Source organism: Pseudomonas sp. LBUM1653, from assembly GCF_059716115.1.
In genome coordinates, this window is record NZ_CP166803.1 from 1552986 (window position 1) to 1578303 (window position 25318).

Sequence of the window (25318 nt, forward strand, 5' to 3'; positions counted from 1 at the left end):
ACTCTAGAGTATTCGTCGCACAGATTTAAATTCCGATTTGCTATGTCGAACATGCACCACATGAATGATCTGCGCCGCATCGACCTTAACCTGCTGGTGATCCTCGACGCCTTGCTCAGCGAGCAACACGTCACTCGCGCGGCAGAGCGTCTGCACCTCAGCCAGCCTGCCGTCAGCCATGCCCTGGCGCGCTTGCGCGATCTGCTCGGTGATCCTTTACTGGTTCGCGCCGGCGCCAGCCTGGTGCCGACCCCGCGGGCGCTGGAGCTAATGGCGCCGCTGGGCGAAGTCCTGGCCCAGGTGCAATCACTGTTGGCACCGAACGCCTTCGATCCAACCACGGCCAAACGCACCTTTCGCTTGGCGATGTCTGATTACGGCGCCGCCATCGTCCTGCCAGGTCTGATCCGCACGCTGCGGCGTGAAGCGCCGGGCATCGACCTGCAAATCAGTCACGCCAGCCGTGAAGGCATGCTCGAAGGGGTGCTCAACGGTGATATCGATGTCGCCGCCGGGGTGTTTCCGGAAATGCCCAACGAGCTGCGCAGCACGCCGTTATTCGAAGAGCACTATGTTTGCCTGGTGGACCGCAACAGCCTGCCTGACGCGAGCGTGCTCGATCTTCGCACCTATTTGAGCCGACCCCACGTCCTGCTGGAAATGCGTGGCAGCGGCACCCCGGAAATTGAGCGCGCCTTGACCCGCCTGCGCGAACGTCGTCGAGTTGCGATCAGCCTGCCGCACTGGAGTGTCGCCCCGGAACTCATCAGCGCAACGGATCTAATCCTCACCGTCGCCTCCCGGGCCCTGCGCGATATCGATGAGCAGTCATTGATAGTCATGCCGCCGCCGTTTGATATTCCGTCGTTTACCTTTGTCCTGGTCTGGCACAAGCGCCGGGGCGGGGACCAGGCGTTGAATTGGCTGAATGCGCAAATCGAGCGAGCCTCAGCTGATATAGACTGGCGCCCACTCACCAAAACAGCTCAAAAGGACTTCCCATGACCCCCTCGCTGCTAATGGCCGTTCTCGCCTCGGGCTTCATCTATGGCATCACGCCAGGGCCGGGCGTATTGGCGGTGTTCGGCATTGGCGCCGCGCACGGACGGCGGGCGGGGGCGGGGTTTCTCTGCGGGCATTTGTTGGGGGATGTGGTCTGGTGCAGCACCGCGCTGGTGGCGATTGTCGGTGCGCGGGAAATCGGCAGCACCGCGTTCGATGCGCTGGGCGTGCTCAGCGGGCTCTACCTGTTCTGGCTCGGCTGGCGCGCGGTGCGGGCGCGTCAAAGGGGTGCCGAGGCGCCGCAGGGGCCGGCGCGGCAGCCATTCTGGCACGGCATTCTGTTCGGCCTGACCAATCCGAAAGCTTACCCGGTGGCAGTGGCCACCTTCACTGCGCTATTGTCCAGCCGGGCAGAGTTGCTGACCTGGTCGATGTTGCCGTGGCTGATCGTCTTGAGCTTCGTCGGTGGCCTGCTGGCCTACGCTATCCTCATCGGCATTGTCGGCGCGCGCCAGGTGCGCACCTTGTATCAACGTCATGAATTGGCTATCACCCGGTTGTGCGGGGTAATGTTTATCGGTTTCGCCATCAACGCACTGGCGCATGCACTGCCGGGGCTGGTGACGAACAAGGCTTGACGCTGAGCGCAGGGACGCATCAGTTGCACAGTCGGCGCTCGGGCGCCTGACCGGTCAGGGAAGGTTCTTAATGGCTGCAATGTCCGGACATGCTCACTGCACCATGACCAGAACAAACTCCGCGCCGTTGGCGAGCTACATCGACCTATTGCTGGACGCCGTTTGCGCGGTCGACAAACAAGGCCGCTTCGTCTTTGTCAGCGCGGCTTGCGAGCGCATTTTCGGCTACAGCCCCGACGAGCTGATCGGCCAGCCAATGATCGACCTGGTGCACCCGGCCGATCGTCAGCGCACCCTCGACGCCGCGCAGGACATCATGGGCGGCGAGCCCAAGCTCAATTTCGAAAACCGCTACCTGCGCAAGGATGGCCGGGTGGTCAATATCCTGTGGTCGGCGCGTTGGTCAGAGGTCGATCAGCTGCGCATCGCCGTGGCCCGCGACATTACCGAGCGCAAGCTGGCCGAATCCCGGCAAGCGGCGTTGTATGCGATTTCCGAAGCGGCACATGCGGCGGAAGACTTGCTGGCGTTGTTCAAACGTGTCCACCTGATTATCGGCGAATGGTTGCCGGCGCTGAATTTTTCCGTGGCGCTGTTTGACGAGCAGTGTGCGCAGCTGAAATTTCCCTATCACGTCGACGATCACGAGCCGCAACCCGAACAGCCCGGAACCATCACCGCACGCCTTTGCGCGCAGGTTATCCGCAGCGGCCTGCCGATCCTGCTGACGCCGGACCAGAGCGACGTGCCCGTGGGCTTCGAGGCGCTGGTGAGCGGGCAGCATTCGTCGTGCTGGCTGGGTGTGCCGCTGAACTCGCAAAACGGCACGATTGGTGCCCTGATCGTCAAAAGCGTGCCGGGTGGCGAGCGCTACACCGAGCAGGACAAGGAGTTGCTGCAATATGTTTGCGAGCAAGTCGCCACCGCGATCGAGCGCAAGCAATTGCACACGCGCCTGCAGCACATGGCCCAATACGACCAGTTGACCCAGCTGCCCAACCGCGAATTGCTGCGTGACCGGCTGAATTTGGCCCTGGAATCGGCGCGGGAAGAACGCGGACGCATGGCTCTGTTGTACGTCGATCTTGACCGCTTCAAGCAAGTCAACGACACCCACGGTCATGCAGTCGGTGACATGTTGCTGCAGACAGTGGCCAATCGGCTCAAGGGTTGCGTGCGCGAAACCGACACAGTGGCGCGCATTGGCGGTGACGAATTCGTGGTGTTGCTGCACAGCATCAACGCCTCGGGCGATGCCGACTGTGTGGCCGGGAAAATTCGTCAGGTACTGTCAGCTCCGCTGCGCCTCGACGGGCACAGCCTGCACATCCAGCCGAGCATCGGCGTCGCCCAATACCCCGAGCATGGCACCGAAGAAAAGCAGCTGTTCAGGCACGCCGACGAGGCGATGTACACCGCCAAGCGCGAGAATCACCTGCGTCTTGTCTGAAAAGTATTGCCACCGTTCGTCGTGGCGATTTCAGCTTTTCTAAACCTTTTGCTACGTGGAAATTCAGATTCTATGCGGGCTACGGCTCGCCGCGTTCATCATCAAGAGGTAGAGAATCATGCCTAACTCAAGAAACTCGAACTCGGGAAACGCCAACGATCGAACGAAGGCGCCTGAAGCCGGTCGCAAAGGTGGGAAAACTACCACCACGACTGTCGATAAAGAGCCTGCGAAACCCGACATGGGCCGCAAACCTGGACAGAAATCCAAGTAGCGGATGAAGGTAGTTTTGATTGAGAAGCGGGAGCGAAAGCTCCCGTTTGAATTTTTACTGAGGAGGGCGCGACCATGAACCGCATGGCCACCCGATTACGCAACTGCGGTCTAGCCGCGTTACTGGGCCTGTGTGCCAACAGTGCCTTCGCCCAGACACCCACCGAATTCATCAACGATGCGTCGGCCAAGGGCATCGCCGACATCGAAGCCAGTCGCCTGGCGCACCAGAAGTCCGAATCCAAAGAGGTCAAGGACTACACCATCGTCGTAATCAACGATCGCACGACCGCCAACCAGCATCTGGCGAAAATCGCCAAGCAGCTGGACCTGCCGGTGGCCCCGCGCGAAGAGGTGATGGAAAAAGCCAAGGCCCTAATGCCGCAAGTCATGGAAGGCGCGACCTTCGATGAGGCCTACGCGGCCAGTCAGGTCAAGACCACCCAGGAAGCCATTGAGCAGCTCGAGCAAACGGCGCAGACCACCGACGAGCCGCAAATCAAGGCGTTCGCTGAAGAAACCCTGCCAAAACTGCAGAATCACCTGCAAATGGCCAGGGCCCTGCAAGCCAGTCGGTAACCCTTCGCGTGCGCGGGTGACTTGCGCTCACCCGCGCACCATCGATCAGCATTCATTCAGATCCTGTTTGCCTTTCTCCTGGACCACGGTGCCATCAATGGAAATGGTCTGGCCTTCGCCAAGGCTGCGGTAGTGCTTTCTCAAGGCTTCCAGTTCCTTGAGGTCCAACGCCTCGAGCCCTAGCATCGCGTTCTGCGCTTCTTTTGTTACCCGCAGCAACTCATCGACCTTCAGATGCAGAATGTCCGTGTCACGGTTCTGCGTGTTCTGGATCAGGAATACCATCAGGAAGGTGATGATGGTGGTTGAGGTATTGATGACCAACTGCCAGGTATCGTTGAAACCGAAAATCGGCCCACTCAGCCCCCACACTAAAATCAGGATGATCGCCCCGAGGAACGTCGTGGGGCTGCCGGTCCACAGGGCAAGTTTCTGGGCGATTTTTGCGAATTTCATGGCCGTTTTCCTTATTGGGGATGAACCTGAAATTCAGACATCGGTGGCGCGACGAAAATTCGGATTTTTACCGGCTACCCAATGGCGAACCCTGTAGGAGCCAGGCTTGCCGGCGAAGGCGGCCTGACTGCCGATCATTTTCTTACAGGTGTACATATCCATTACTGCGGTAACGGCGACTTAGGGTTTCGCCCTTACGGCGAGTCACTTGGAAAAGCCCCAAGTAACCAAGGGCTCTTGCCCCTGACGTTCGGTGCCTCGCTGTGGCTCGGCATGCCCTCGCTCCGGTCCTGCTCCGTGGGCCCGCCGCGATGGGCCATCCTTGGCCCAGCGCGGCTAACCCGGCATCCATGCCGGGTTGCCCACTGCGCAGAACCTCCACTCGGCCTCTCGATGTGGCAAGAAAATCAAAAGCCAAATCAAAAGCCAAAACGAGGCGGCCTACCGGCCGGCCTGATCGGGAGCCCTACGCATCCCCTCTGTAGGAGCCAGGCTTGCCGGCGAAGGCGTCTTCGAACATTGCGTTGGTCTTTCGGACCGGGCGGAAACCTGTACTGACGATTCCCGCCAAAGGTGGAATAGAGCACCGCCCCCCAGTCGATGTATCGTAGCGAACCGGTTGTCAGCCAAGACCCACACAACGCACCGACAGGAGAACGCAATGAGTTGGTCCGCCAAACAATACGTCGCTTTTGAAGATGAACGCACCCGTCCCGCCCGCGACCTGCTGGCCGCCATACCCGACGGGACAGTGCGCTCGGCCATTGACATCGGTTGCGGTCCCGGTAACTCGACCGAGTTGCTGGTAGAGCGCTTCGCCGACGCCACCGTACGTGGGCTGGACAGTTCGACCGACATGATCGAGGCCGCGCGCAAGCGCCTGCCGCAGGTGCGGTTCGATGTTGCTAACATCGACACCTGGAATGACAGCGGCCCGTTCGATGTGATTTTTGCCAACGCGGTGCTGCAGTGGGTTCCCGATCACGCAACGTTGCTGCCTGCGCTGGTGAGCAAGCTCGCACAGGGTGGCAGCCTGGCGATCCAGATGCCGGACAACCTCAATCAACCTTCGCACCGCTTGATGCGCGAAGTTGCGGCACAAGGCCCGTGGGCCGAAAAACTGGCAGGCGTCGCAGGACAACGGACCGAAATGGCCGATGCCAGCGCTTATTACTCGATGTTGAAAGCCTGTTGTACCCGCGTCGATGTATGGCGCACCACTTACCATCATCCGCTGGCGGGCGGCGCGTCGGGTGTGGTGGAGTGGTTCAAAGGCAGCGGGTTGCGGCCGTTCCTCGATCCGCTGGATGAGGCGGAACGCGCGCAGTATCTGAAGCAGTATCAGGCCGCCATCGAGCAGGCCTATCCGGCATTGGCCGATGGTTCGGTATTGCTGCCGTTCCCGCGGTTGTTTCTGGTGGCCACTCGCTGAAGCGAAAAAGGGACAGATCACACTGAGCGTCATCTGTCCCATGGCTTCATCAATCAGCGCTGAACGCTGACCAACATCATCATCGGCCGTTCCCGCTCTTCGGCCAATGCCGGTTGCGCTTCAACCTCGGCATCCGTGGGTCCCCATTCGTTGACATGCTGGATGCTGAAACCCGCGCCAATCAGCATGTTGAGTAACGTGCCAACGGTTCGGTGCTGCTTGATCACGCCGTCGGCCAACCAGTTGGTCACGCGTTCTCCTTCCATCTGATAGTTATCCAATGGCCAGCTCTTGCGGCCCTCGGCATCGGTGATCCAGCCGGGATTACGCGGCGCCATGAAGATAGGATGTTCGATGGAAAACACAAACCGCGAACCGGGTTTGAGCGCTGCGTGGGTATTCGCGAATAGCCCCGGCAAATCCTTAATGTAATGCAGCGCAAGTGAGCTGTAAGCCAGATCGAAACTAGTTGCCGGCAAATTGAGCTGTTCCAGGTTTGCGCGTTCGTATCGGATATTAGAGGCGGACGTTGTGCTACCAGCCTGATCGAGCATTTTCTGCGAAACGTCCAGGCCAAGCACACTGTGGGCGCCTTGCTCACTGGCCCAACGGCAAAACCAGCCGTAACCGCAACCGAGATCCACCACCTTCAAGCCTTTCATCGGCGGCAACATCGCCTTCAGCGCAGGCCATTCCGGTGCGGCATCGAGGCCATTAATGGAACGGGCCATTTGACTGTAGCCCTGGAAGAAACCGGGGTTGTCGTAGATGTTTTGGGTCATGGTCGGGGTGCTCTGCTGAAATCGTTCGACATGCGTTGGGGTTACCGTAAACCCTGTGGGAGCGAGCCTGCTCGCGATGACGGTCGCACATTCACATCCGTGTTGTCTGCCTGGCCGCCATCGTGAGCAAGGTGTTACATCAGGACGGTTCTGCATCCATGCGTCGAGCTATAACGTCCAGCACATCACAACCGTCGCGCAACGGCACGCAGCAGAGCAATGCAAAGTCGCTGAGGATGACCGAGTCGGTGGTGATACCGCCCCGCATCGCGAGGTTTTCAAGGATCTGCGTGACGGCCCGGATTCTGTAGATGGCGGTGCTAAGAAGTGAGTGCAGCGGTTGGGTGGTGTTTACATACAACGAGGGGAGGTCGTCGGCGTTGCTGGTTAAAGCCATAAATTCTTTCATGAGTGATTACCTTGAGGTTAGGTGAACTACCACTCAGCGTCGCCAAACAAAGGGTGGTAGCTGTACGCGGGTTGGCGAACCGGACAAGGCACAAACCGGCAGACCCGAAGATCTCCCACGCACAGCCACCAAAAAACAGGTAGCCAAGTACGTTCAGAAACGCTCCGAGCTGGCTCGGAGATTTCTGTGCCTTGCCATCGAGTCGCCAAACCCGATACGCCATTTAGGGCGCGCTCGGACTATAGATCTCATGACAAAGGCACAGCAATGCGCGAGTGTACGGACATTTCCTAGTGTCGTGTAGGACGTGGCTTGTTTGAAGGTCGGGCTGTTTGTAACCATCGGAGATGGGGGCATTCCGTACGCGGAACCACCCAGCGCGTCAGCCGGATCCGCAAAAGAATTACTCTTTGCTGCCCATCTTTCGATCCACAAACACGGAAAGCCCTCACGACACGTTGGTTGGCGCCTCATGGCGATGTGCCGGGACGAGTTCAGTCTCGATGAAGTCGAGCGAGTTTGGCTAGAGCCTTAACTTAAAGCCGTCGAAACTTTCATGTGTCCGGAGCGGGTCACCCACTGGCGATCGCTATCGAGCCCGCCTCGTTACGCGTCACGAACTGAATATCAAGCAACCCCGGCCATGAGCCTCAGCCGTGTTCGGTGTCCAAAATAACGCTGATTTTTCAGGTAAAGTGGGCGTTTACCCCTTGCTCGAGGAACGAGCTTGCCAGCATTTCACGTTGACTCCATCCAGCATTGGGAGCCTTTTGAGCATGACGGGATGTCGTTTGACCTGGGGCATTTAGACAGTCACGAAGTCCTGTTCCAGAAGGAAGAAGGCAAGGAAGCAATCCGCTTCGTCGTCACCTATGGTTTGCACTGCTTCACCAAAGACGACACCAAGCACAATATTCCCCTGAAGTACGCCGACGGTCGCGAGAGTCAGTTCATCTGTATGGAGCGCTACGAGGCTTCAAAACAGCTGCGAGGCATGCTGGAAAAACTCGCCGGCGCTACGGTCTACCTGACGCAAGGCGAAAGCTTTTTCACCTTGGACGTGATGAACAACGAAAGTGGCGTGGTGGAGCCGTTCAAGATCTGCATGGCCATCTTTCGGGAAAATCGGGTGTTGCGGATCCACGTCACCAGCGCTTTCTTTGCACGGCTGGGCGAAGGCTCACCAGGGGTGCCGATCAACAAGAAGGGGTTCAGCATCTTCAAGGTCGCGGTCGACACCCAGAAAAAGCCGAAGGGGCAGTGTCCGAAAGAAGTCCGGAACCGGCACAAGACGTGAGTAGCGGGAAATTGGGGGCCCAGAAACGGCGAATCCCTCTCTAGGAGGGATTCTCAGCCGTCGATTGCATGCATTCGACGGGGCAGGTCGTTCTCGCGTCGCGCTCGGCGAACTGCTTTCGCAGTAACGGGGTGCGATCCTTTCGGATCCCTGTAACCACCCTGTGGTACACGACTAAGTCGCAAGTTGATTATGCAAGGAACCACAAGCGTATACAAGGTTCATTGATCATTTTTGATCACCCTGGTTCACGCTGGATCATCGCGTTTGCCCTATTCAAAGCCACGGCCACCACCTTGAGCTCATCGGCTTGGCCGGAATACTCGTCAGGCATCACCCGCAAACAAACTTGACCGGAAAAAGGTGACGAAAAGGTGACGAAAAGGTGACGAAAAAGGTGACTGACGAAAAAGGTGACGGATTTATTTCTCTTCACTGTCTCCCATCTCGCGATCCTCAAACACCGAACGCACAGCCTCCACAACCCGCTCCGCCATGCGCTCATCTTCAAGCAGCGGATACCCTTTCTTCAGCTTGCCCGACACCACCCAGCCATTCTCCTTGATGGAACGGATGATGCGATTCGCATCCTGATCCGGCATTTCCAGTACCTCTTTCAACTGCTCCTGTGCTCGCTGAAAGATCACCAGCACGCGGGCTTCATCCGCCATTTCCGTGCGAATCGTGTGCTCGACAACGCGTGCGGTGTACAGGACGTGTTCGGTCAGATCCGGATACCTCCAGGCGAAGCAGGCATCTTCGTATTCATCGAAGATGAAGTTGCTGAGCGTTCCGTCCTCGTAGGTCACCAGTTCGCCGAAGCGATAGGCCGTCGCGTAACGTCGCATGAACGGTCGCGAGAACACTTCGAGCGTACGGTCGTAGCCAGCCCTGAAGTCGATCGAGCTAGTGATGGTGGCTGACACCGGCAGGATTACGCCGTCGGGCACTGCCTTGTCCCGAATCAAGGTGTCGTTGATCAGGAAGCGGTGTATCCGGCCATTGCCATCGCGCATGGGACGGATATAGACGAAGCCAAATGCCAACACAGCGGCGCGTGCCAGTGATTCCGCACCACGCGTTGCAACCTCAAACTCGTTGAGGCCCGCCAGTAACGGGTCAAGGTCCCTGGAGTGGGGGGCGATGTAATGCACGATGTCTTCGCGCATCGTGGCCTGCCCCACGAACACAGGAGAGCGCCGAAATCCCAGTCCGATGGCATCACGCCCGAGAATGCCGGCTTGAAGGGACTGCAGGCTGTCGTTGCTCAACGGATCTTTGATATGACCACAGTACTGGGCAATGACATGGGCAAACCGCTGGATGCGATCAGCCTGGTCGGCTTCCTTTTCGATGAGGAAACTCGCACGCGATTCCTTAAACGTCAGCCAACTGGCCGTGCGCATCAGGATGTTGGCGCCAAAGGTCTGATCCAACTCAGCCAATGCTTCGCGCAGATCGAATTGCAGAGCTTCCTGCACGGGCGTCGTACGGCGAACCAAGGGACAGAACTGAGCTGTTCCTGGCAGATTGTTATTGATTCGCCAACGCCGGATTCGTAACGACTCGCGACGAGTCAGGTATTTTTTTGCCGAAAGTGCATCGACATAGGCGCCATTGGTCACGTCAGGCACATCCAGATGTTCACCTGTCAGCCATTCGTAGAGGAATCCTGTGCGACGGGCGTACTGGCCAAAAGGCTCCCGTCGACACCAGTCTTCAACAGGCTGTGGACCTACTGCCGCAAACAGGCGAGCAAAGAACTCGAGATGAATCTCTTCGTACTTGAGGCCGAATTCGAAATGTCCTGCAAAGTCGTCTGCGGGCCGGTAGCTTGGCGGATACCGGTTTTCCACATGCCCGTCGCTTTCGCGGCTGACACGGGTGGTGCCGATCATGGACTCGACGCGCAGAGGTTGCGCTAATGCGATGTCGTAGCGGTTCGCGAGGGTCTTGAAACCGACTTGCATTGACGAAATCCTTTACTGAGGCAAGAAAAACGCTAACAGAACGTCGATCCTATGCGAAAACGCTAATTTGCGCAGGTGTGAAAAGGCTAATGCTTGATGAAAATTGATACTGAAACCGGGTTTTGAGAAAAAAACGCTAACGGGCTCAGAGTAGTCGCAACACCGGCGGGAACACTTTCTAGTCGACCAGCGGAATGACAAGCCGGATCTCACCAAACCCCAGGCACAAAAAAACCGGCCATAAAGGCCGGTTTTTTCTATACCTGCATCCCCCGTCAAAAAACAACGTGAGACAAAAATTCGATTGGAGCGGGTGAAGGGAATCGAACCCTCGTTATCAGCTTGGGAAGCTGGAGTAATGCCATTATACGACACCCGCTCAGAGCGGTGACTTTGTACCAGATGTGCGCGTGGAAATGAAGTTTTTCTTTGCGTTTGATGGCTTTAGCGCGGGTGAAACACAAACAGGAACCGTGTGACGGTCATTCGCGGGCAAGCCTCGCTCCTACAGGGCAGGGTGGGGCTTGCTCGCGATGACGCTATTTCAGAGGGACAGTGCATGGTGGTCCTGGACGTAGTGGTAACGCGGTCGGCTATCGTGCTGTGCCGGCTTCAGGAACCCCAGCAGTGCATTGCGGCTGTCTCGGCAGGCGGCTTTGTGTTCCATGTCGAGAAAGTGGCCGGTGGCTCCCAGGGTTGTGAAGGTGGCGTCTTGCACGTGACCGGCGAACAACCGGGCGCCTTCGGCGGCGGTGTATTCGTCCCATTCGCCGTTCATGAACAGCAGGGGTACGTTGATTTTCTCGGCCGCTTTGAAGAAGCATTGGCGGTCGCTGTGCAGCAGGTCGCTGATGTGGAAGTGCATCTGCCCGTATTCATGATCGGCCAGGCTGCTGACGTGCCGGTAGTTGAAGCGCTTGAACAGCGTCGGCAGGTGTTTGCCGATGGTGCTGTTGACCAGGTTGCCGACCCGGTCACCGTCGCGGCTGCCCAGGTAATCCACACCGCGCTCGAGGTAATCGAGCATGTGCGCATTGATCTCCGGGGAGAATGAGCTGATCACGGCTTTTTCGATGCGCCGTGGCTGATGGGCCAATGCGACCAGTGTTGCTGCGCCACCCCAGGAAAACGACAGCACGTGTTCGGCGGCGAAGTGGTCGATCAGCTCCAGGAGGATCTGCCCTTCGACTTCCTTGGTCAGCAATTTCTCATGCAGGTTGTGGGCTTTGGATTTGCCCGCGTAGGGCTGGTCATAGCAGACCACATTGAACTGCGGGTGGAGGTTTTTCACGGTTTGTGCAAACGACGCAGTCGTGGCCATCGAGCCGTTGACCAGAATAATGGTCTTCTCTGCGGCGTCTGCGCGATAGAACTCCGTGTAAACCCGATACTGACCCTGTATATCCAGCACAGCGATTTCTGGCCTCATGTCATAAGACTCCTGGCAAGCGGGTATGCGCGCAAAAGAGATTGCACGAGCTTTGTGACAGGTAGGCATACGCCTTGGAAATTGTTAGCCCATGTCGATCCATTACAGCCCGGTCGACGGGTATTATTATTGGCGGGCAGTTTGCCGGGCGAGGCCGGAACCCAGGGGTTCCTACCGGCAAAAAGTTTCTAAGAAGCATCTTGTGACTCATCGGTCACATTTCGGCCGACGTCCTGATTCAAGCAGGCGTCACGTCATCGCGCAAGTGCTAATGGCAAATTGTTCGACAACTTCTGCTGAGCGGTACCCTGCTTAGATCAATTCGATCTCGTCAACGCTCAGGGGGCGGTATTCGCCTGGTTTTAACCCGTTGTCGAGCACCAGTGGGCCCATGCGTTCGCGATGCAGGCGCAGCACCTTGTTGTTGAAGTGACCGAACATGCGCTTGACCTGGTGGTACCGACCTTCGACGATGCTCAGGCGCGCGCATTTTGGGCCCAGCAGCTCTAGCCCGGCGGGTTGGGTGGTGAGATCTTCAAAGGCGAAATACAACCCCTCGCGGAATGTGATCGCGTATTCGGGGCCGATGTCCTGCTCGGTTTCAACGTAGTAGACCTTCGCCAGTTTAGTTTGCGGCTGGGTCAGGCGTCGCGACCAACTGCCGTCGTTGGTGATGAGCATCAGGCCGGTGGTGTTGAAATCCAGGCGTCCGGCGATGTGCAAGTCATCCTTGTCCGGTTCTGCGATCAGGTCCAGTACGGTGGGGTGCTGCGGGTCGCGGGTGGCGCTGACGCATCCGGCGGGTTTGTTCAGCATGAAGTGACGCAGCGGTTTGCCGGGTTGCAGCACCTGTTCGTCGACTTCGACGCGGCTGAATTCGCGGACGTCGGCGTGGGGGTCGCTAACGGTTTTGCCGTCGATCCTTACGCGCTTTTCCACTAGCAACAGGCGCACCTGCTTTCGGTTGAAGCAGGGCAGGTTACTGAGAAAGCGGTCGACGCGCATGGATGGAAGATCAGTGAAGAACGGGGGGGCGCATCTTACTGGATTGACTGCGCCGTTGCTTGCAACTGCGCCTCGACCTCGGCGCAACGCGGGCACAGGCAGGCAGCGTTGCGCAGTTCGGCTGGCAGCGCTTGGAGCACCGCCGGATCGATGCTGACGCCGTAGCACCAGCACGCCCGGTCAGCGGTTCGCGGGTCGGCCAGGGCGCAGTCGTTGGGTGCGCCGCAAGCGGGGCAGAGGTCAGGCTTTGTCATAAGCAGGCTTTTTCATAAAGAGCGTCGGGCAGTTCCACGCAGGTTCGATTGCGGCCCGATTGTTTGGCCCGATACATCGCATGATCGGCCCGCGACAGCAGGGTGTGCAAGGTGTCATCGGCCTGCAGGGTGGTCAGGCCGATGCTGACGGTCAGTCGCAAGCGGTTGCCATTGTAGGCATAGGGCTGGCGTTCCACATGCTGACGTATTTTCTCGGCGATCACCTGGCCGCTGTCACCGTCAGTGTCCTTGAGCAGCACGATGAATTCTTCACCGCCCCAGCGACAGACGATGTCGGAGTGGCGCAGGCAGCTTTCCAGGTCCCGGGCGAAGCCGATCAGCACCTGATCGCCGGCCAGGTGACCGTAGGTGTCATTCAAGGCCTTGAAGTGGTCCAGGTCCAGCAGCAAGGCCGTCAGCGGCCTTGGTTCGCGCTGGGCTTCGTGCATCGCTTGCGCGGCCAGCAGGTCAAAGCCGCGACGGTTGGGCAGTTCCGTCAGGCTGTCGAGCGTCGCCTGGGTCTGGATCTGGCCCTGGTAGCGTTTGATCACGTGGTTGAGCAGGGCCAGCACGGTCAGGGTGACGACCAGGCAAATCAGCAAGTTGAGGTACAGCGAGCGGCGGATGTCGCTGAGGTCGCCGTCTTCGCGCTTATCGACGAACAGGTACCAGTTCAGTTCCGGGATGAACCGCACGTTGAGGAAATGTCCCTGGCCCTGGCCCGAGTATTCGTAGCTGCCGCTGTGGGGCTTGGGCAGCTGGCTGAGCAGGTTTTTCATGCTGTCGAGTTCGGCCAGGGTCTGCCCGGCTAGGGCACCTTGCGGCCCGCCCTCGGCCCCGGTGAGCACCAGACGGCCGAATGTATCGACGAAGTACACGCTGCGTTGGTAGCGCTGCTGGTATTTGTCGATCAGCTTGATCACCGCGTCGACCGTCAGCCCGACACCCGCGGCGCCGATGAAGCGGTTGTGGTAGTCGTAGACCTTGTAGTTGATGAAGACGGTCAGGTTGTCCTTGTTGGCGAGGTCCGGATCGACGTTGATCTCGTAGGGATCCTTCATGTCACGGACACGGAAGTACCAGGCATCGCGGGGCTCGGTGATCTTGACCTGCTTGAGCACGCCCTTGGCGTGGTAGTAGGTCAGGCTGGCGTCGGAGACGAAGAACGCCGTGTAGGCACCGTAGTGGGTCATGACCTCGTTGAGGTAGCGGGTCATCTGCCCGGTGTCGCGTTCGCCGTTGACCACCCAGTCGCGCATGAAGGTGTCGCGGGACATCATCGAGGAAATCAGGATTGGCCTGACCAGGTCTTTCTGGATTTCCGAGTAGACGGTGTCCGAGGTCAGCGGCAGCTCGGTATTGACGATGTTGTCGCGGATCGACGCTCGCGAGGCGTAGTAACTGAGAAAGGAGGTGGCCAGGAAGCCCGCGCCCAGCAACGCGACCAGTGTGAGGACCAACGACCGTTGGGAATACAGCGGCGAGCGAAGTGGCATGGCAGTTCCATTGTCAGCAATCCGATGGCAAGCATTCTAAAGGCTGGCGCGGGAAATAACTGCTCTATGTACGTCGCGAATGCTCGTTCCTGTGTTGTGGCGCAGATCATTCCCACGCTCTGCGTGGGAATGCAGCCAGGGACGCTCCGCGTCCCAAATCAAGAGCCGAACGCAGAGCGTCCGTTGAGGCATTCCCACGCAGAGCGTGGGAACGATCTCACAGGGGCGGGTCAGGCGGGGGTTCTCAGATAGGCGCGCCACCCGCCCAAATGACTGATTTCCACCGCCCCCTCCAATCCATAGGCCTCACAGATAAACCCGCTTTCCCAGCGACCATCCGCCAACTGCACCTTGCCCAGCCCCAACGGTGCCGCAATGCCGGTGAGGAACGAACCCAGTTCGCTGCTCGGCAATTCCCAGACTTCCACGGCAATCGCCACGCCGCCGTCCTTGACCCGAACCATGCCTGGACGAAACGGCGGGCCACCGGCCAAGGCATACAGTTGATAATCGGCTGAGCTGGACGTGGTCTCCACCAAGCGCGCGCCGCGCTGTTTGAGCTGCCAGTTCAACGCCAATCCATCCAGGTGCGCGCCACAGACCACCAGCCGCGCCCGGTCATTGCGTGCCACCGCCGTCGGCACCGGTGCCGCCAATCCTTGCTGGCGCTGCAAGCCATCGGCCAGGCTCAACAGATACTGATCGGTGAACGCCCGCCCAAACAGAGTCACGCCCCAGGGCAAGCCGTTGTCCATGAAAGCGCTGGGCACGGCAACGGCGGCGTAGTCGAGCAGGTTCATGAAGTTGGTGTAGTAGCCCAGTTCGCTATTGCGCAGTACCGGTTCGGCGTCGAGTTCTGCCAGTGTGACCGGGCGGCCGATGGTGGGCGTGACCACGCAATCGAGGCCATCCAGCGCTTTGTCGCACAAGGCTTTCAGCGCTTGCAGTCGATACTGCGCGCGGAAGGTTTGCACACCGCTGACCGCCGGCGCCTTGTCCAATACGGCGCGAATCACCGGCAACACGGCTTGCGGGTTTTCTTCCATCAGCTCGCCGGCCACGCTGTAACGTTCGGCCACCCAAGGGCCTTCGTATAGCAAACGCGCCGCTTCGAGGAACGGCGAAAGATCCAGCTCCACGGCTTCGCCGCCCAAAGCCTTGAGTTGTTCGATGGCATCGGCGAACAACAACGGGCCTTCAGCGCAGCCGAAAAATTCCAGGTCTTGCGCCCGAGGCACACCGAAACGGAACGCACGCATGGCGCCAAACGCCGAGCCGTCATTCCACAACGGATTACTGCGGCTGTACTCGTCCCGTGGGTCGAGTTTCGCGGTCAATGCAAGCAACTGACTCGCCTCCCGGGCGGTTGCGGTAAACGTCGTCACGCAATCGAGCGTGCGACAGGCCGGCACCACGCCAGCGGTGGAAATCAGGCCCTTGGTGGCTTTCATCCCGACCAGGTTGTTCAACGCCGCCGGCACGCGCCCGGAGCCCGCGGTGTCGGTGCCCAGGGAAAAACTCGCCACACCGAGCGCCACCGCCAGTGAAGAACCGGCGCTGGAACCACCCGACGGATACTCCGGCAACACGCTGTTTGGGCATGCGCCATAGGGCGAGCGAGTGCCGTTGAGGCCGGTGGCGAACTGGTCGAGGTTGGTCTTGCCCAGCGGCACTGCGCCCAGCGCCAGCAGTTGCTCGACGATGGTCGCCGACCGTTGGGGCACGTAGGCAAACGCCGGACAGGCCGCCGTGGTCGTTATGCCCGCCAGGTCGATGTTGTCCTTGATCGCGAACGGCACGCCGTACAGTGGCAGGCTGTCGATGTCGCGGCCGTCGAGGGCGGCGAGGTAGGGTTCCAGTTCTTCTGCGCTGAGCAAATGGATGAACAGGTGATAGTCCGGGTTCAGTGCCGCCGCTTTGTCCCGAAGGCTCAGCAGCAGTTGCCGGGGCGTGGTGCTGCCGTCGCGGTAGGCGTTGCGCAGGGCGTCGAGTTGCAGATTGATGTTCATGGCGTTAATCCTTTTCAAAATGGTTTCAGTCGAGTTCCAGCACCACGACGCGTTGTCCGGCGCGCACCGCCGAACCCGGCTGCACACGAACCTCGCGCACCACCCCGGCCATGGGGGCGAGCAGCGGGATTTCCATCTTCATCGACTCCAGGATCACCAGCACATCACCGGCCTCGACCCGGCTGCCGGTTTCGACCTGAACCTGCCAGAGGTTGCCGGCGATGTGGCTGTCGACGCTCTGTTGACCGCTGGCCAGTGCTGCGTCCTCGGTCACTTCCGGGATGAGTTCTTCGCTGTCGAAATGCGCTTGGCCGCTGGCGATCCACCGTTCGCGTTCGGCGTTGAACGCGCCTTTTTGCTGATCGCGAAACGCGTTGATGCTCTGGGCTTCCTGCGCCAGGAATGCAAGGTAATCCGCCAGGTTCAGCTGGCTGTGTTCGATGTTCAGCTCGAAGCGCCCGAGGGGGAAATCCCGGCGTATGCGCAACAGTTCATCGGCGCTGACCGGGTAGAAACGGATCTGGTCGAAGAAGCGCAGCAACCACGGTTTGCCATCGAACGCGGCGACTTCGCGGTAGCGATTCCACATCTGCAACGTACGCCCGACGAACTGATAACCGCCGGGGCCTTCCATGCCGTACACGCACATGTAGGCGCCACCGATGCCCACCGAATTTTCCGCGGTCCAGGTGCGGGCCGGGTTGTACTTGGTGGTCACCAGGCGATGGCGCGGATCGAGCGGGGTGGCGACCGGTGCGCCGAGGTAGACGTCGCCCAGGCCCATCACCAGGTAGCTGGCGTCGAACACCGTGCGTTGCACTTCATCGAGGTTCGGCAGGTCGTTGATGCGGCGGATGAACTCCAGATTGCTCGGGCACCAGGGGGCGTCCTTGCGCACGGTGGTCATGTATTTCTCGATGGCCAACTGACAGGCCGGGTCGTCCCAGGATAGAGGCAGGTGGACGATGCGCGAGGGCACCTGCAGGTCTTTGGCGGCGCACACGGCGTCCCATTCGCCGGCAACGATGCCGAGCAGATCCGCCAGGGGCAATTGCTCGGGTTGGTAGTGCACTTGCAACGAGCGGATGCCTGGGGTGAGGTCGATCACGCCGTGCAGGTGTTTGCTTTCCAGGGCTTGCATGAGGGCGTGGGCGCGGAAGCGCAGGACGAGGTCGAGTTCCGGGGCGCCGATTTCCAGGAGCAGGTGTGTATCACCGGACAACCGCGCAACCAGCCGCGTGTCTTCCTGACCAATATCCAGCACCACAGGCGACACAACCCCCTGTGGGAGCGAGCCTGCTCGCGAAGGGGCCAGATCAGACACCGCATTAACTTCTTCGCGAGCAGGCTCGCTCCCACAGGGGGGACTCCATTTCAGGGCGAGATTTCGGGCGGTTTTCAGATCGACAGGGGTGAATTGCACCTTGTCCCCAGCCTTGAGCTGCCCCAGTTGCCAAAGATCCGCCTCGATCACCGTCACCGGGCAGACAAATCCGCCTAGGCTCGGACCATCCGGCCCCAAGATCACCGGCATGTCGCCAGTGAAATCCACCGCGCCGATGGCGTACGGATTGTCGTGGATGTTCGACGGATGCAGACCTGCCTCACCGCCATCTGCCCGTACCCATTCCGGTTTCGGCCCGATCAGCCGCACGCCGGTTCTGCTGGAGTTGAAATGCACTTCCCATTGAGTCGCGAAGAAGGTGCCGATGTAGTTTTCAGTGAAGTATTCCGGTGCGCCGTGTGGACCGTAGATCACCCGGATCTGCCGCATGGCAGGCAACTCGCTGAGCTGATTGTCGGCCAATCGCGCACCGACGCTGCGGTCACTCAAGGCCGGCACATGCAACACGTCGCCGGCCCGCAAAGCACGACCGCCATGCCCGCCAAACTGGCCGAGGGTGAAGGTACTTTTGCTGCCCAGGTAATCCGGCACTTGCAGCCCGCCACGCAGGCACAGGTAGCTGCGAGCGCCAGCGCCGGCAATAGTGCCCAGGCTCAATGTCGCGCCTGCCGGAACCAGCAGTGCGCAGTTCATCGCCACGCTTTCGCCGTTCAGCGCCAGCGCAATCACTGCGCCCGTGACGGCAACGACCGCGTCGCAATTGAAGCGCAGCAGTGGCCCGCTCATGGTGATTTCCAGCGCTGCGGCGCCTTCGTCATTGCCCAGCAAAAGGTTACCCAAGCGCAACGCTCGACTGTCCATCGGCCCCGATGGTGGTACGCCTACCGCCCAATAGCCGAGGCGACCGGGATAGTCCTGGACGCTGGTCTGGGTGCCGGCGCTGAGCACTTCGAAGGTGTTGGCCTGGTATACCAGGCCTTCCAGGCAACGGGTCCACGGCTGACCGCTGGCGAAGGGCGCATCGAGCAGAATCTGCCTCAGGTAATCACGGTTGGTTTCCACCCCGTAGAGCAGGCTTTCGCCCAAGGCTTGATGCAGGTCGGCAGCCGCTTGATCACGGGTCGGCGCCCAACTAATGATCTTGGCGATCATCGGATCGAAATAGGGCGGGATCTCGCAACCGGTCTCGACCCAGGTGTCGATGCGCAGTTGTATACCGTTAGCCGGTGGAAAATTCACGGCGGTCAGCAGGCCCGGACTGGGTTGAAAATCGCGTCCTGGATCTTCCGCATACAAGCGTGCCTGAATCGCATGACCCTGCGGTTTCAAGCCCTGGCTCAACGCGCTCAACGGCGGCAGATCACCCGCTGCCAGTTGCACCATCCAGCGCACCAGGTCGACGCCCCAGACTTGCTCGGTGACGCCGTGTTCCACCTGCAAACGAGTGTTCACTTCAAGGAAGTAGAAACGCTGGGCATCGCTGTCGAACACGAACTCGACCGTGCCGGCGCTGCGGTAATTCACCGCTTTGGCCAGTTTGATCGCCGCCGCGCACAGTTCATCGGCCATACCCTCGGGCAGGTTCGGCGCTGGGGTTTCTTCGAGGACTTTCTGGTTGCGCCGCTGCACCGAACAGTCGCGCACGCCGAGGGCAATCACCTCGCCACAGCCGTCGCCAAACACCTGCACTTCCAGATGCCGGGCGCGCTGGATGTACTTCTCGATGAATACACCGGCGTCGCTGAAATTGTTCTGGCCAAGGCGCTTGACCGCTTCAAAGGATTCGCTCAATTCGGCCGCGCTGCGGCATACACGCATGCCGATGCCGCCACCGCCGGCGGTGCTTTTGAGCATTACCGGGTAGCCGACCTGTTCACCGGCTATCAATGCCGCTTCGAGGCTGTCGAGCAGTTCGGTACCTTCGAGCATCGGCACGCCGTGTTGTTTGGCCAGGGCGCGGGCGGTGTGCTTGAGGCCGAACACGCGCAATTGCTCCGGGGTCGGGCCGATGAAGGCGATGTCGGCGGCTTCGCAGGCTTGGGCGAAGGTGGCGTTTTCCGAGAGAAAGCCGTAGCCGGGATGGATCGCGGTGGCGCCGGTGGCCTTGGCGATGGCGAGGATTTTTTCCACCGCCAGGTAGGTGCCAGCGGCCGCGCCTTCACCGAGGCAGTGGGCCTCGTCGGCTTGCAGGATGTGCAGGCTGGCGGCATCGGCTTCGGAGTACACGGCAACGCCCGCGACGTGCAGTTCGCGCAAGGTGCGCAGGATGCGGCAGGCAATGGCGCCACGGTTGGCAATCAGGACTTTTTCGAACATGGCATAACCCCTGGAGGGGATGCGGGCCGTCCCGCAGTTTTTCGATGAGCGCCGGGGTCGTCCCCAACGGAAAAATCAATTCTCTTCAGACTCCACCGTCCCCCTGTGGGAGCGAGCTTGCTCGCGATGACGGTCCCACATTCAACGTATGTGTTGCCTGACACACCGCTATCGCGAGCAAGCTCGCTCCCACAGGGTTCAGTGGCGTTCGGAATGTTTGAGGCACTGGCCTGAGCGGGCCTGGCATAGGGCAAACAACCAGCGGCGCAACAGCGAAATTTTCAGTTCCATACCAGCAGCTCCGCAGGGGTCGGGTTGTAGGCGTTGCACGGGTTGTTCAGTTGCGGGCAGTTGGAGATCAGCACGATCACGTCCATCTCGGCGCGCAGGTCGACGTATTTGCCCGGTGCGGAAATCCCGTCTTCGAAAGTCAGCCCGCCGTCCGCAGTGACCGGTACGTTCATGAAGAAATTGATGTTCGGGCCGATGTCGCCTTTGCCCAGGCGCCCGTCGTGAACGCAGGCGCGCAGGTAGTTGTCGCGGCAGCTGTGCATGTAGCGTTTTTCCAGGGCGTAGCGCACGGTGTTGCTCTCTTGCGCGCAGGCACCGCCGAGCGAGTCATGGCGTCCGCAAGTGTCGGCGACGATCGTCAGCATCGGCTTGCCGAGGTTGGAATAGAGCACGCTGCCAGTGCTCAGATACACGCTGTTCTGGCGGCGCAACGTGCGCTGCACGTCGTAGCGTTCCTTGGGATTGGCGACGCTGTAGAACAGGGTGTCGACGGCCTGGTTGCCTTCCAGATCGAGAATGCGCAGGGTCTGGCCGGCCTTGACCTCCATCAGCCAGGGTTCGCCGGCGGGGATGGTGGCGTGGTAGACCGCAGTTTCGGGCTGCCTGCTTGTAGTAACGTCAGTAGTAGCGATAGCGAGTGACATGGCAGCGATCCTCAGGCGAACAGACGGTCGGTGTTGATGAAGCCGCGCTCGTTTTCCGGGCGCGAGGTGCGGCAGTGTTCGGCGACGCTGGGGTCGGCGTTCATCCAGCTGAGCTTCAGCGGTTTCGGCGCATATTCCGGTGCCGGGTCCATCGGATGCTGCAGGGCGGTGAGCACCACCAGGGTGTCCATCGGCGCGTACAGCTCGATGTAGTCGCCAGCCTTGGAATTGCCTTCTACGAAATGGAAACGCCCGGCGTCGTCGACGTTCACGCGGCTGAACAGGTTGAGGGTCATCAACAGGTCGGACAGGCCCAGTCCCCACTTGCCCAGTTCCACCAACAGGTTGTCGGTGCCGTTGCGGAAGAAGCCGTTGCGCAGCTCCTGATAGCGGCCCTGGCCATATTTTTCTGCCACTTCCTCAGCGCAGAGCACGCCGCCGAGGCTGTCGCTCCAACCGCAAGTATCGGCGGTGATGGCGGCCAATACGCGGCCCATGTCCGAGTACAGGCAATGGCCGGCGGTGAGCTTGGCGGTGTGTTGGCATTTGAGGCTGTCGGGCAGGTTCAGGCGTTCGGTTTTTTCATTGGCGTTGAGCAGCGTCAGGCTGACGTTGGCGCCGCCGCGCAGGTCGGTCAGGCGCAGCAGTTGGCCGCGTTTGAGCACGAAGGAACGATGGCCGCCGCCGGGCAGCAGTTCTTCGGCGAAGGGCGGGAACAGTTGGGTCGAATCAGTCATTCTGAAAGTCCTCTCAAGCGGTTCATAGCGCGCCTGCCAGTTGCACTGGCAAGGCATCGACGGCGGCACGGCAGGCGCGGCGGTCGCTGTTCAAAGGGATGTCGTAAGTGATGCGCGCGCCATAGGCGCCGGGGGCGTGCGGGTCGACGCGGACCTTGTCGAACACCAGCAAACGGGTACCGAGGCTGAAACCTTCGGACAGGTCATGGGTGACCATGAATACCGTCAGTTGGGTCTCGCGCCACAGCTCCAGGAGCAAGGCGTGCATGTCTTTGCGGATGCCCGGATCGAGGGCGCCGAAGGGTTCGTCGAGCAGCAGCACCCGCGGCTTCATGATCAACGCCTGGGCGATGGCGAGGCGTTGTTGCATGCCGCCGGAAAGTTGCGCCGGGTACTTGTCCAGCGAATGACCGAGGCCGACTTTGTGCAGCAGCACCGAAGCCTGTTCCCTAGCTTGGCGCTTGGCGCTGCCAAACAGACGCCCAAGCAATGGCGAGCGGGGCAGTTCGAGGCCGAGGGCGACGTTGTCCAGGACGCTCAAGTGCGGGAACACCGAGTAGCGCTGGAACACCACGCCACGGCTGGCATCCGGTTCAGCGGCCAGCGGTTGGCCGTCAAGCAGGATCTCGCCACGACTGGCGCATTCCTGGCCGAGCAGCAGGCGCAGGAAGGTCGATTTGCCGCAACCGGAGGCGCCGACCAACGTGCAGAACTCGCCCTCATTGACGTTCAGGTTCAGGCCTTCGAGCACCACCTGGTCGGCGTATTGCTGCCAGACATTTTTCACCGTGATGAAACTCATGCCCGCGCTCCTTCATACCAGGGGAACGCACGCAGGGTCAGGCGCTTGAGGCCCCAATCCATCAGCCAGGCGAGGAGGGTGATCCACACCACGTACGGCAGGATCACGTCCATCGCCAGGTAGCGGCGCACCAGGAAAATCCGGTAGCCGAGGCCGTCGGTGGACGCGATGGCTTCGGCGGCAATCAGGAACAGCCACGCCGAACCCAGCATCAGGCGCAGCGAGATCAGCAGGCGCGGTAGCAACTGCGGCAGGACCACCCGCAGCATCAGGGTCCAGGTCGATGCACCGAGGGTCTGGGCCTTGATCAGCAGTTCCACGGGGATTTCCCGAGCGCGCTGTTCCAGGTCACGGGCCAGGGCCGGGGTGATGCCGATCACGATCAGCATCACTTTCGACAATTCCCCCAGCCCGAAGACGATGAACAGGATCGGCAGGATCGCCAGCGGCGGCACCATCGATAGCACGGTCAGCAACGGCGACAACGGCGCGCCGAACAACGGCAGGGTGCCAGCGGCGATGCCCAGGCACAGCCCGGCCAGCGCGCTGATGCCCAGGCCGATGGCCAGGCGTCGCAGGCTGGAGGCGCTGTCCTGCCAAAGCAGGTATTCGCCGGTGCGGCTGTCGGCAACGAAGGCCAGGCGCTTCACTGCGTCGGTCATTTGCACGGCACTGGGCAGCAGTTTGTCGTTGGGGTTGTCCGCCAGGCGCTCGGCCGAGCCCATGAAGTAGGCGAACAGCAGCAGAGCGAACGGCAGGATCACCAGCAACAGGCGACTCGGGCGATCCGGGTGGCGATTGATCAGGCGCATGGCCAAGTCCTCTGGTTACAACTTGGCGTCGGCAGCCATCTGCACGTAACTGGGGTCGAAGCGCAGCTTGAGGTTGCCCTTGTCGCCGCTGGTCACCCCGTTGGCGAAGGCCATGCCGACCGCGCTGGTGTCTTTGGCACCCTCACCGAGCAAGCCGTGCTGGAAGGAAAACTCGGCCACCTTGCGCATGGTTTCCGGCAATTGCTTGCTGGTGCTGAACGCCAGGGCTTCTTGAGGGGTGGCGAACAATCTGGTGGTGTCCAGTTGCGCCTGGAAGCCGGCCAGATCGGTGCCCGAGGCTTTGGCCATGTGCTCCAGTGCGGCCTTGCTCGCGGCGTTTTTCGCGTTCATCAACTCGACCACTTCGAACCAGGCGCCGGTCAGCGCTTTACCCAGGGCCGGGTTGTCCTTGAGGGTCTGGGAGTTGACCACCATCATGTCCATGATCTCGCCGGGGATCTGGCTGGAATTGAACACCTCGGTCACCCCGGGCTTGGCCTTGATGTCCGAAAGCATCGGGTTCCAGGTGGTGACGGCGTTGACCTGATCGGTGTTGAAGGCGGCGGAGATATCGGCGTCGGAGGTGTTGACCACTTTCAGGTCTTTCTCGGTGAGGTCCACCGAATCCAGGGCCCTGGCCAGCAGGTAGTGCGACACCGAGAGCTCGACCAGATTGACGTCCGCACCCTTGAGGTCGGCGACTTTCTTTCCTTCGCCCTTGAGCACTATGCCGTCGTTGCCGTTGGAGAAGTCGCTGACGATCAGCGCGGTGCTGTCGACGCCGCCAGCGGCCGGAATGGTCAGCGCGTCCATGTTGGTCATGGTGCAGCCGTCGAACTGGCCGGCGGTGTACTGGTTGATCGATTCGACGTAGTCGTTGAGCTGCACCACATCGATCTTGATGCCGTACTTCTTCGCCCACTTGTCGACGATGCCTTGGCTGCCGGCGTATTCCCAGGGCATCCAGCCGGCGTAGATCGTCCAGCAGACGCTGAAGTGGTCTTTCTGGGCGGCATGGGACGAGACGCTCACGAGGGCTGCGAAGGCAGCGGCGAGCAGGGCGGGTAAACGATGCTGGGACATGATGGTTCTCCAGTTGATCAAGGGCGGACAGGACGGCAGCGGCACCGCGAACGGTGGCTTGTCTCCCGGGCTTTTGTCCCGCCGTGTAACCTCAACTGGAGGTCGCCAACTCTCGGACCAGTCACTCGCGCTTGCGAGCCGGAACCCTAGTCAGCCATTGCAAATTGTGGTGCCGCGAACCTGTGATGACTCCTGCACGTCTTCGCTAAAGCGAGAGACGTGCCAAGTCGATTGAAGCGCTCTGGCACGGGGGATTGTTCGACTGTTGCTGTAGGAAGGGTGTTTGGGGTTGCCTTGTGATGGTGCGCGGGTGCACCGCAATGGAACGCGCTGGCCACTGATCCGAAGGTTGCCAGGGCGGTGCACTTGGTCGGGGATAACGAGTCAAAACAGGTGTCAGCCGGCCTGTACCGGCTGCGGGTCTTTCAGGAGGCCGCCATGTTTCGTCGATTGTTGCTCGGTTGTGTACTCGGGTTGGGCTTGGCCGGCTGTTATTACTATTCCGGTGGCTACGACGTCGCGTATCCCGCACCTTATTACTATCCCGGTTATTCGCCTTATTCCTACTACTACGGCCCGCGTTACTACTACGGCGGCCCTCGCTTCTATGGCGGTTATCGCTATTTCTACTGGGGCGGTCACGCGCCACGTTATTACGGCGGTGGATATCGTCACGGCCACCACTAATCAGCGTGTGAATAGATGAAAAACCTTTCATCGGCGAGATGTTTCGACGTGTTGCAAGAACGCACCAGATCTCGAATTCGATGTCTGATCTATCGACAGTCGCAGAACATTTCACTGTCG

At 60.2% G+C, this 25318-nt stretch carries 23 protein-coding genes, 1 tRNA gene and 1 riboswitch; of the genes, 8 read left to right on the forward strand and 16 right to left on the reverse strand.

The window, feature by feature from the left end; genetic code table 11:
* The first annotated feature begins 51 nt into the window (after positions 1–51).
* The 5 genes from ACA054_RS07035 to ACA054_RS07055 all read left to right on the forward strand — a co-directional run bounded on the left by ACA054_RS07035 (position 52) and on the right by ACA054_RS07055 (position 3942).
* Positions 52–1005: a LysR family transcriptional regulator gene (locus tag ACA054_RS07035; protein ID WP_497690256.1), complete on the forward strand. Its 954-nt coding sequence runs from the start codon at positions 52–54 to the stop codon at positions 1003–1005.
* Positions 1002–1640 carry a LysE family translocator gene (locus ACA054_RS07040; RefSeq protein WP_497688756.1) on the forward strand — a complete coding sequence of 213 codons (639 nt, stop codon included), beginning with the start codon at positions 1002–1004 and terminating at the stop codon, positions 1638–1640. The genes ACA054_RS07035 and ACA054_RS07040 overlap by 4 nt, the downstream gene beginning before the upstream one ends.
* Positions 1641–1743: 103 nt before the next feature.
* The gene (locus ACA054_RS07045) at positions 1744–3090 is read left to right on the forward strand and encodes a sensor domain-containing protein (RefSeq protein WP_497688757.1); all 1347 of its coding nucleotides are present in this window, start codon (positions 1744–1746) and stop codon (positions 3088–3090) included.
* 118 nt (positions 3091–3208) lie between these two features.
* The gene (locus ACA054_RS07050; RefSeq protein WP_497688758.1) at positions 3209–3364 is read left to right on the forward strand and encodes a stress protein; all 156 of its coding nucleotides are present in this window, start codon (positions 3209–3211) and stop codon (positions 3362–3364) included.
* A gap of 74 nt (positions 3365–3438) precedes the next feature.
* Positions 3439–3942 carry a DUF4142 domain-containing protein gene (locus ACA054_RS07055; RefSeq protein WP_497688759.1) on the forward strand — a complete coding sequence of 168 codons (504 nt, stop codon included), beginning with the start codon at positions 3439–3441 and terminating at the stop codon, positions 3940–3942.
* Between the two features lie 45 nt (positions 3943–3987).
* Here ACA054_RS07055 and ACA054_RS07060 read toward each other — a convergent pair whose 3' ends face one another.
* Complete coding sequence (locus tag ACA054_RS07060; RefSeq protein ID WP_401308702.1) at positions 3988–4398, reverse strand: low affinity iron permease family protein; 411 nt, start codon at positions 4396–4398, stop codon at positions 3988–3990.
* 661 nt (positions 4399–5059) lie between these two features.
* Between ACA054_RS07060 and tam the strand changes: the two genes are divergently transcribed.
* Entirely contained in the window at positions 5060–5830 is a 771-nt protein-coding gene (gene tam / locus ACA054_RS07065; protein WP_497688760.1) for a trans-aconitate 2-methyltransferase, read from the forward strand.
* 53 nt (positions 5831–5883) lie between these two features.
* Here the strand turns inward: tam and ACA054_RS07070 are convergent, their stop codons facing one another.
* Both ACA054_RS07070 and ACA054_RS07075 read right to left on the reverse strand, forming a co-directional pair.
* Entirely contained in the window at positions 5884–6612 is a 729-nt protein-coding gene (locus tag ACA054_RS07070; protein WP_497688761.1) for a class I SAM-dependent methyltransferase, read from the reverse strand.
* A gap of 139 nt (positions 6613–6751) precedes the next feature.
* Positions 6752–7021 carry a short-chain dehydrogenase gene (locus tag ACA054_RS07075; RefSeq protein ID WP_497688762.1) on the reverse strand — a complete coding sequence of 90 codons (270 nt, stop codon included), beginning with the start codon at positions 7019–7021 and terminating at the stop codon, positions 6752–6754.
* Between the two features lie 727 nt (positions 7022–7748).
* On the opposite strand from ACA054_RS07075, the gene ACA054_RS07080 reads away from it, so the two are divergent.
* Entirely contained in the window at positions 7749–8318 is a 570-nt protein-coding gene (locus tag ACA054_RS07080) for a YjaZ family protein (protein WP_497688763.1), read from the forward strand.
* A 422-nt stretch (positions 8319–8740) separates the two neighbouring features.
* Here ACA054_RS07080 and ACA054_RS07085 read toward each other — a convergent pair whose 3' ends face one another.
* The 13 genes from ACA054_RS07085 to ACA054_RS07145 all read right to left on the reverse strand — a co-directional run bounded on the left by ACA054_RS07085 (position 8741) and on the right by ACA054_RS07145 (position 24511).
* Positions 8741–10288 (reverse strand): Fic family protein, encoded by a 1548-nt coding sequence (locus tag ACA054_RS07085; protein WP_497688764.1) that lies wholly within the window; start codon positions 10286–10288, stop codon positions 8741–8743.
* Positions 10289–10593: 305 nt separating this feature from the next.
* Positions 10594–10667, reverse strand: a tRNA-Gly gene (locus ACA054_RS07090).
* Positions 10668–10832: 165 nt separating this feature from the next.
* Entirely contained in the window at positions 10833–11717 is an 885-nt protein-coding gene (locus ACA054_RS07095; protein ID WP_497688765.1) for an alpha/beta fold hydrolase, read from the reverse strand.
* A gap of 312 nt (positions 11718–12029) precedes the next feature.
* Entirely contained in the window at positions 12030–12722 is a 693-nt protein-coding gene (locus tag ACA054_RS07100; protein WP_497688766.1) for a pseudouridine synthase, read from the reverse strand.
* Between the two features lie 35 nt (positions 12723–12757).
* On the reverse strand, positions 12758–12976 hold the full coding sequence (locus ACA054_RS07105; protein WP_497688767.1) for a cysteine-rich CWC family protein: 219 nt from the start codon (positions 12974–12976) through the stop codon (positions 12758–12760).
* Positions 12973–14472, reverse strand: a complete 1500-nt coding sequence (locus ACA054_RS07110) for a sensor domain-containing diguanylate cyclase (RefSeq protein WP_497688768.1) — start codon at positions 14470–14472, stop codon at positions 12973–12975. The genes ACA054_RS07105 and ACA054_RS07110 overlap by 4 nt, the downstream gene beginning before the upstream one ends.
* A 230-nt stretch (positions 14473–14702) precedes the next feature.
* Positions 14703–16481 carry an allophanate hydrolase gene (gene atzF / locus ACA054_RS07115; RefSeq protein ID WP_497688769.1) on the reverse strand — a complete coding sequence of 593 codons (1779 nt, stop codon included), beginning with the start codon at positions 16479–16481 and terminating at the stop codon, positions 14703–14705.
* Between the two features lie 25 nt (positions 16482–16506).
* Positions 16507–20142, reverse strand: a complete 3636-nt coding sequence (gene uca / locus ACA054_RS07120; protein WP_497688770.1) for an urea carboxylase — start codon at positions 20140–20142, stop codon at positions 16507–16509.
* A 281-nt stretch (positions 20143–20423) separates the two neighbouring features.
* The gene (locus ACA054_RS07125) at positions 20424–21077 is read right to left on the reverse strand and encodes an urea amidolyase associated protein UAAP2 (protein ID WP_497688771.1); all 654 of its coding nucleotides are present in this window, start codon (positions 21075–21077) and stop codon (positions 20424–20426) included.
* Between the two features lie 11 nt (positions 21078–21088).
* Positions 21089–21814, reverse strand: a complete 726-nt coding sequence (locus ACA054_RS07130) for an urea amidolyase associated protein UAAP1 (protein ID WP_497688772.1) — start codon at positions 21812–21814, stop codon at positions 21089–21091.
* Between the two features lie 22 nt (positions 21815–21836).
* On the reverse strand, positions 21837–22616 hold the full coding sequence (locus tag ACA054_RS07135; protein WP_497688773.1) for an ABC transporter ATP-binding protein: 780 nt from the start codon (positions 22614–22616) through the stop codon (positions 21837–21839).
* Complete coding sequence (locus tag ACA054_RS07140) at positions 22613–23428, reverse strand: ABC transporter permease (protein WP_497688774.1); 816 nt, start codon at positions 23426–23428, stop codon at positions 22613–22615. Before ACA054_RS07140 ends, ACA054_RS07135 begins: the two co-directional genes overlap by 4 nt.
* A 15-nt stretch (positions 23429–23443) precedes the next feature.
* Positions 23444–24511: a putative urea ABC transporter substrate-binding protein gene (locus tag ACA054_RS07145; protein WP_497688775.1), complete on the reverse strand. Its 1068-nt coding sequence runs from the start codon at positions 24509–24511 to the stop codon at positions 23444–23446.
* A gap of 60 nt (positions 24512–24571) precedes the next feature.
* Positions 24572–24672: riboswitch (guanidine-I (ykkC/yxkD leader) on the reverse strand.
* Between the two features lie 277 nt (positions 24673–24949).
* Here ACA054_RS07145 and ACA054_RS07150 point away from each other — a divergent pair.
* Positions 24950–25198 carry a hypothetical protein gene (locus tag ACA054_RS07150; protein ID WP_497688776.1) on the forward strand — a complete coding sequence of 83 codons (249 nt, stop codon included), beginning with the start codon at positions 24950–24952 and terminating at the stop codon, positions 25196–25198.
* The last annotated feature ends 120 nt before the right edge of the window (positions 25199–25318 follow it).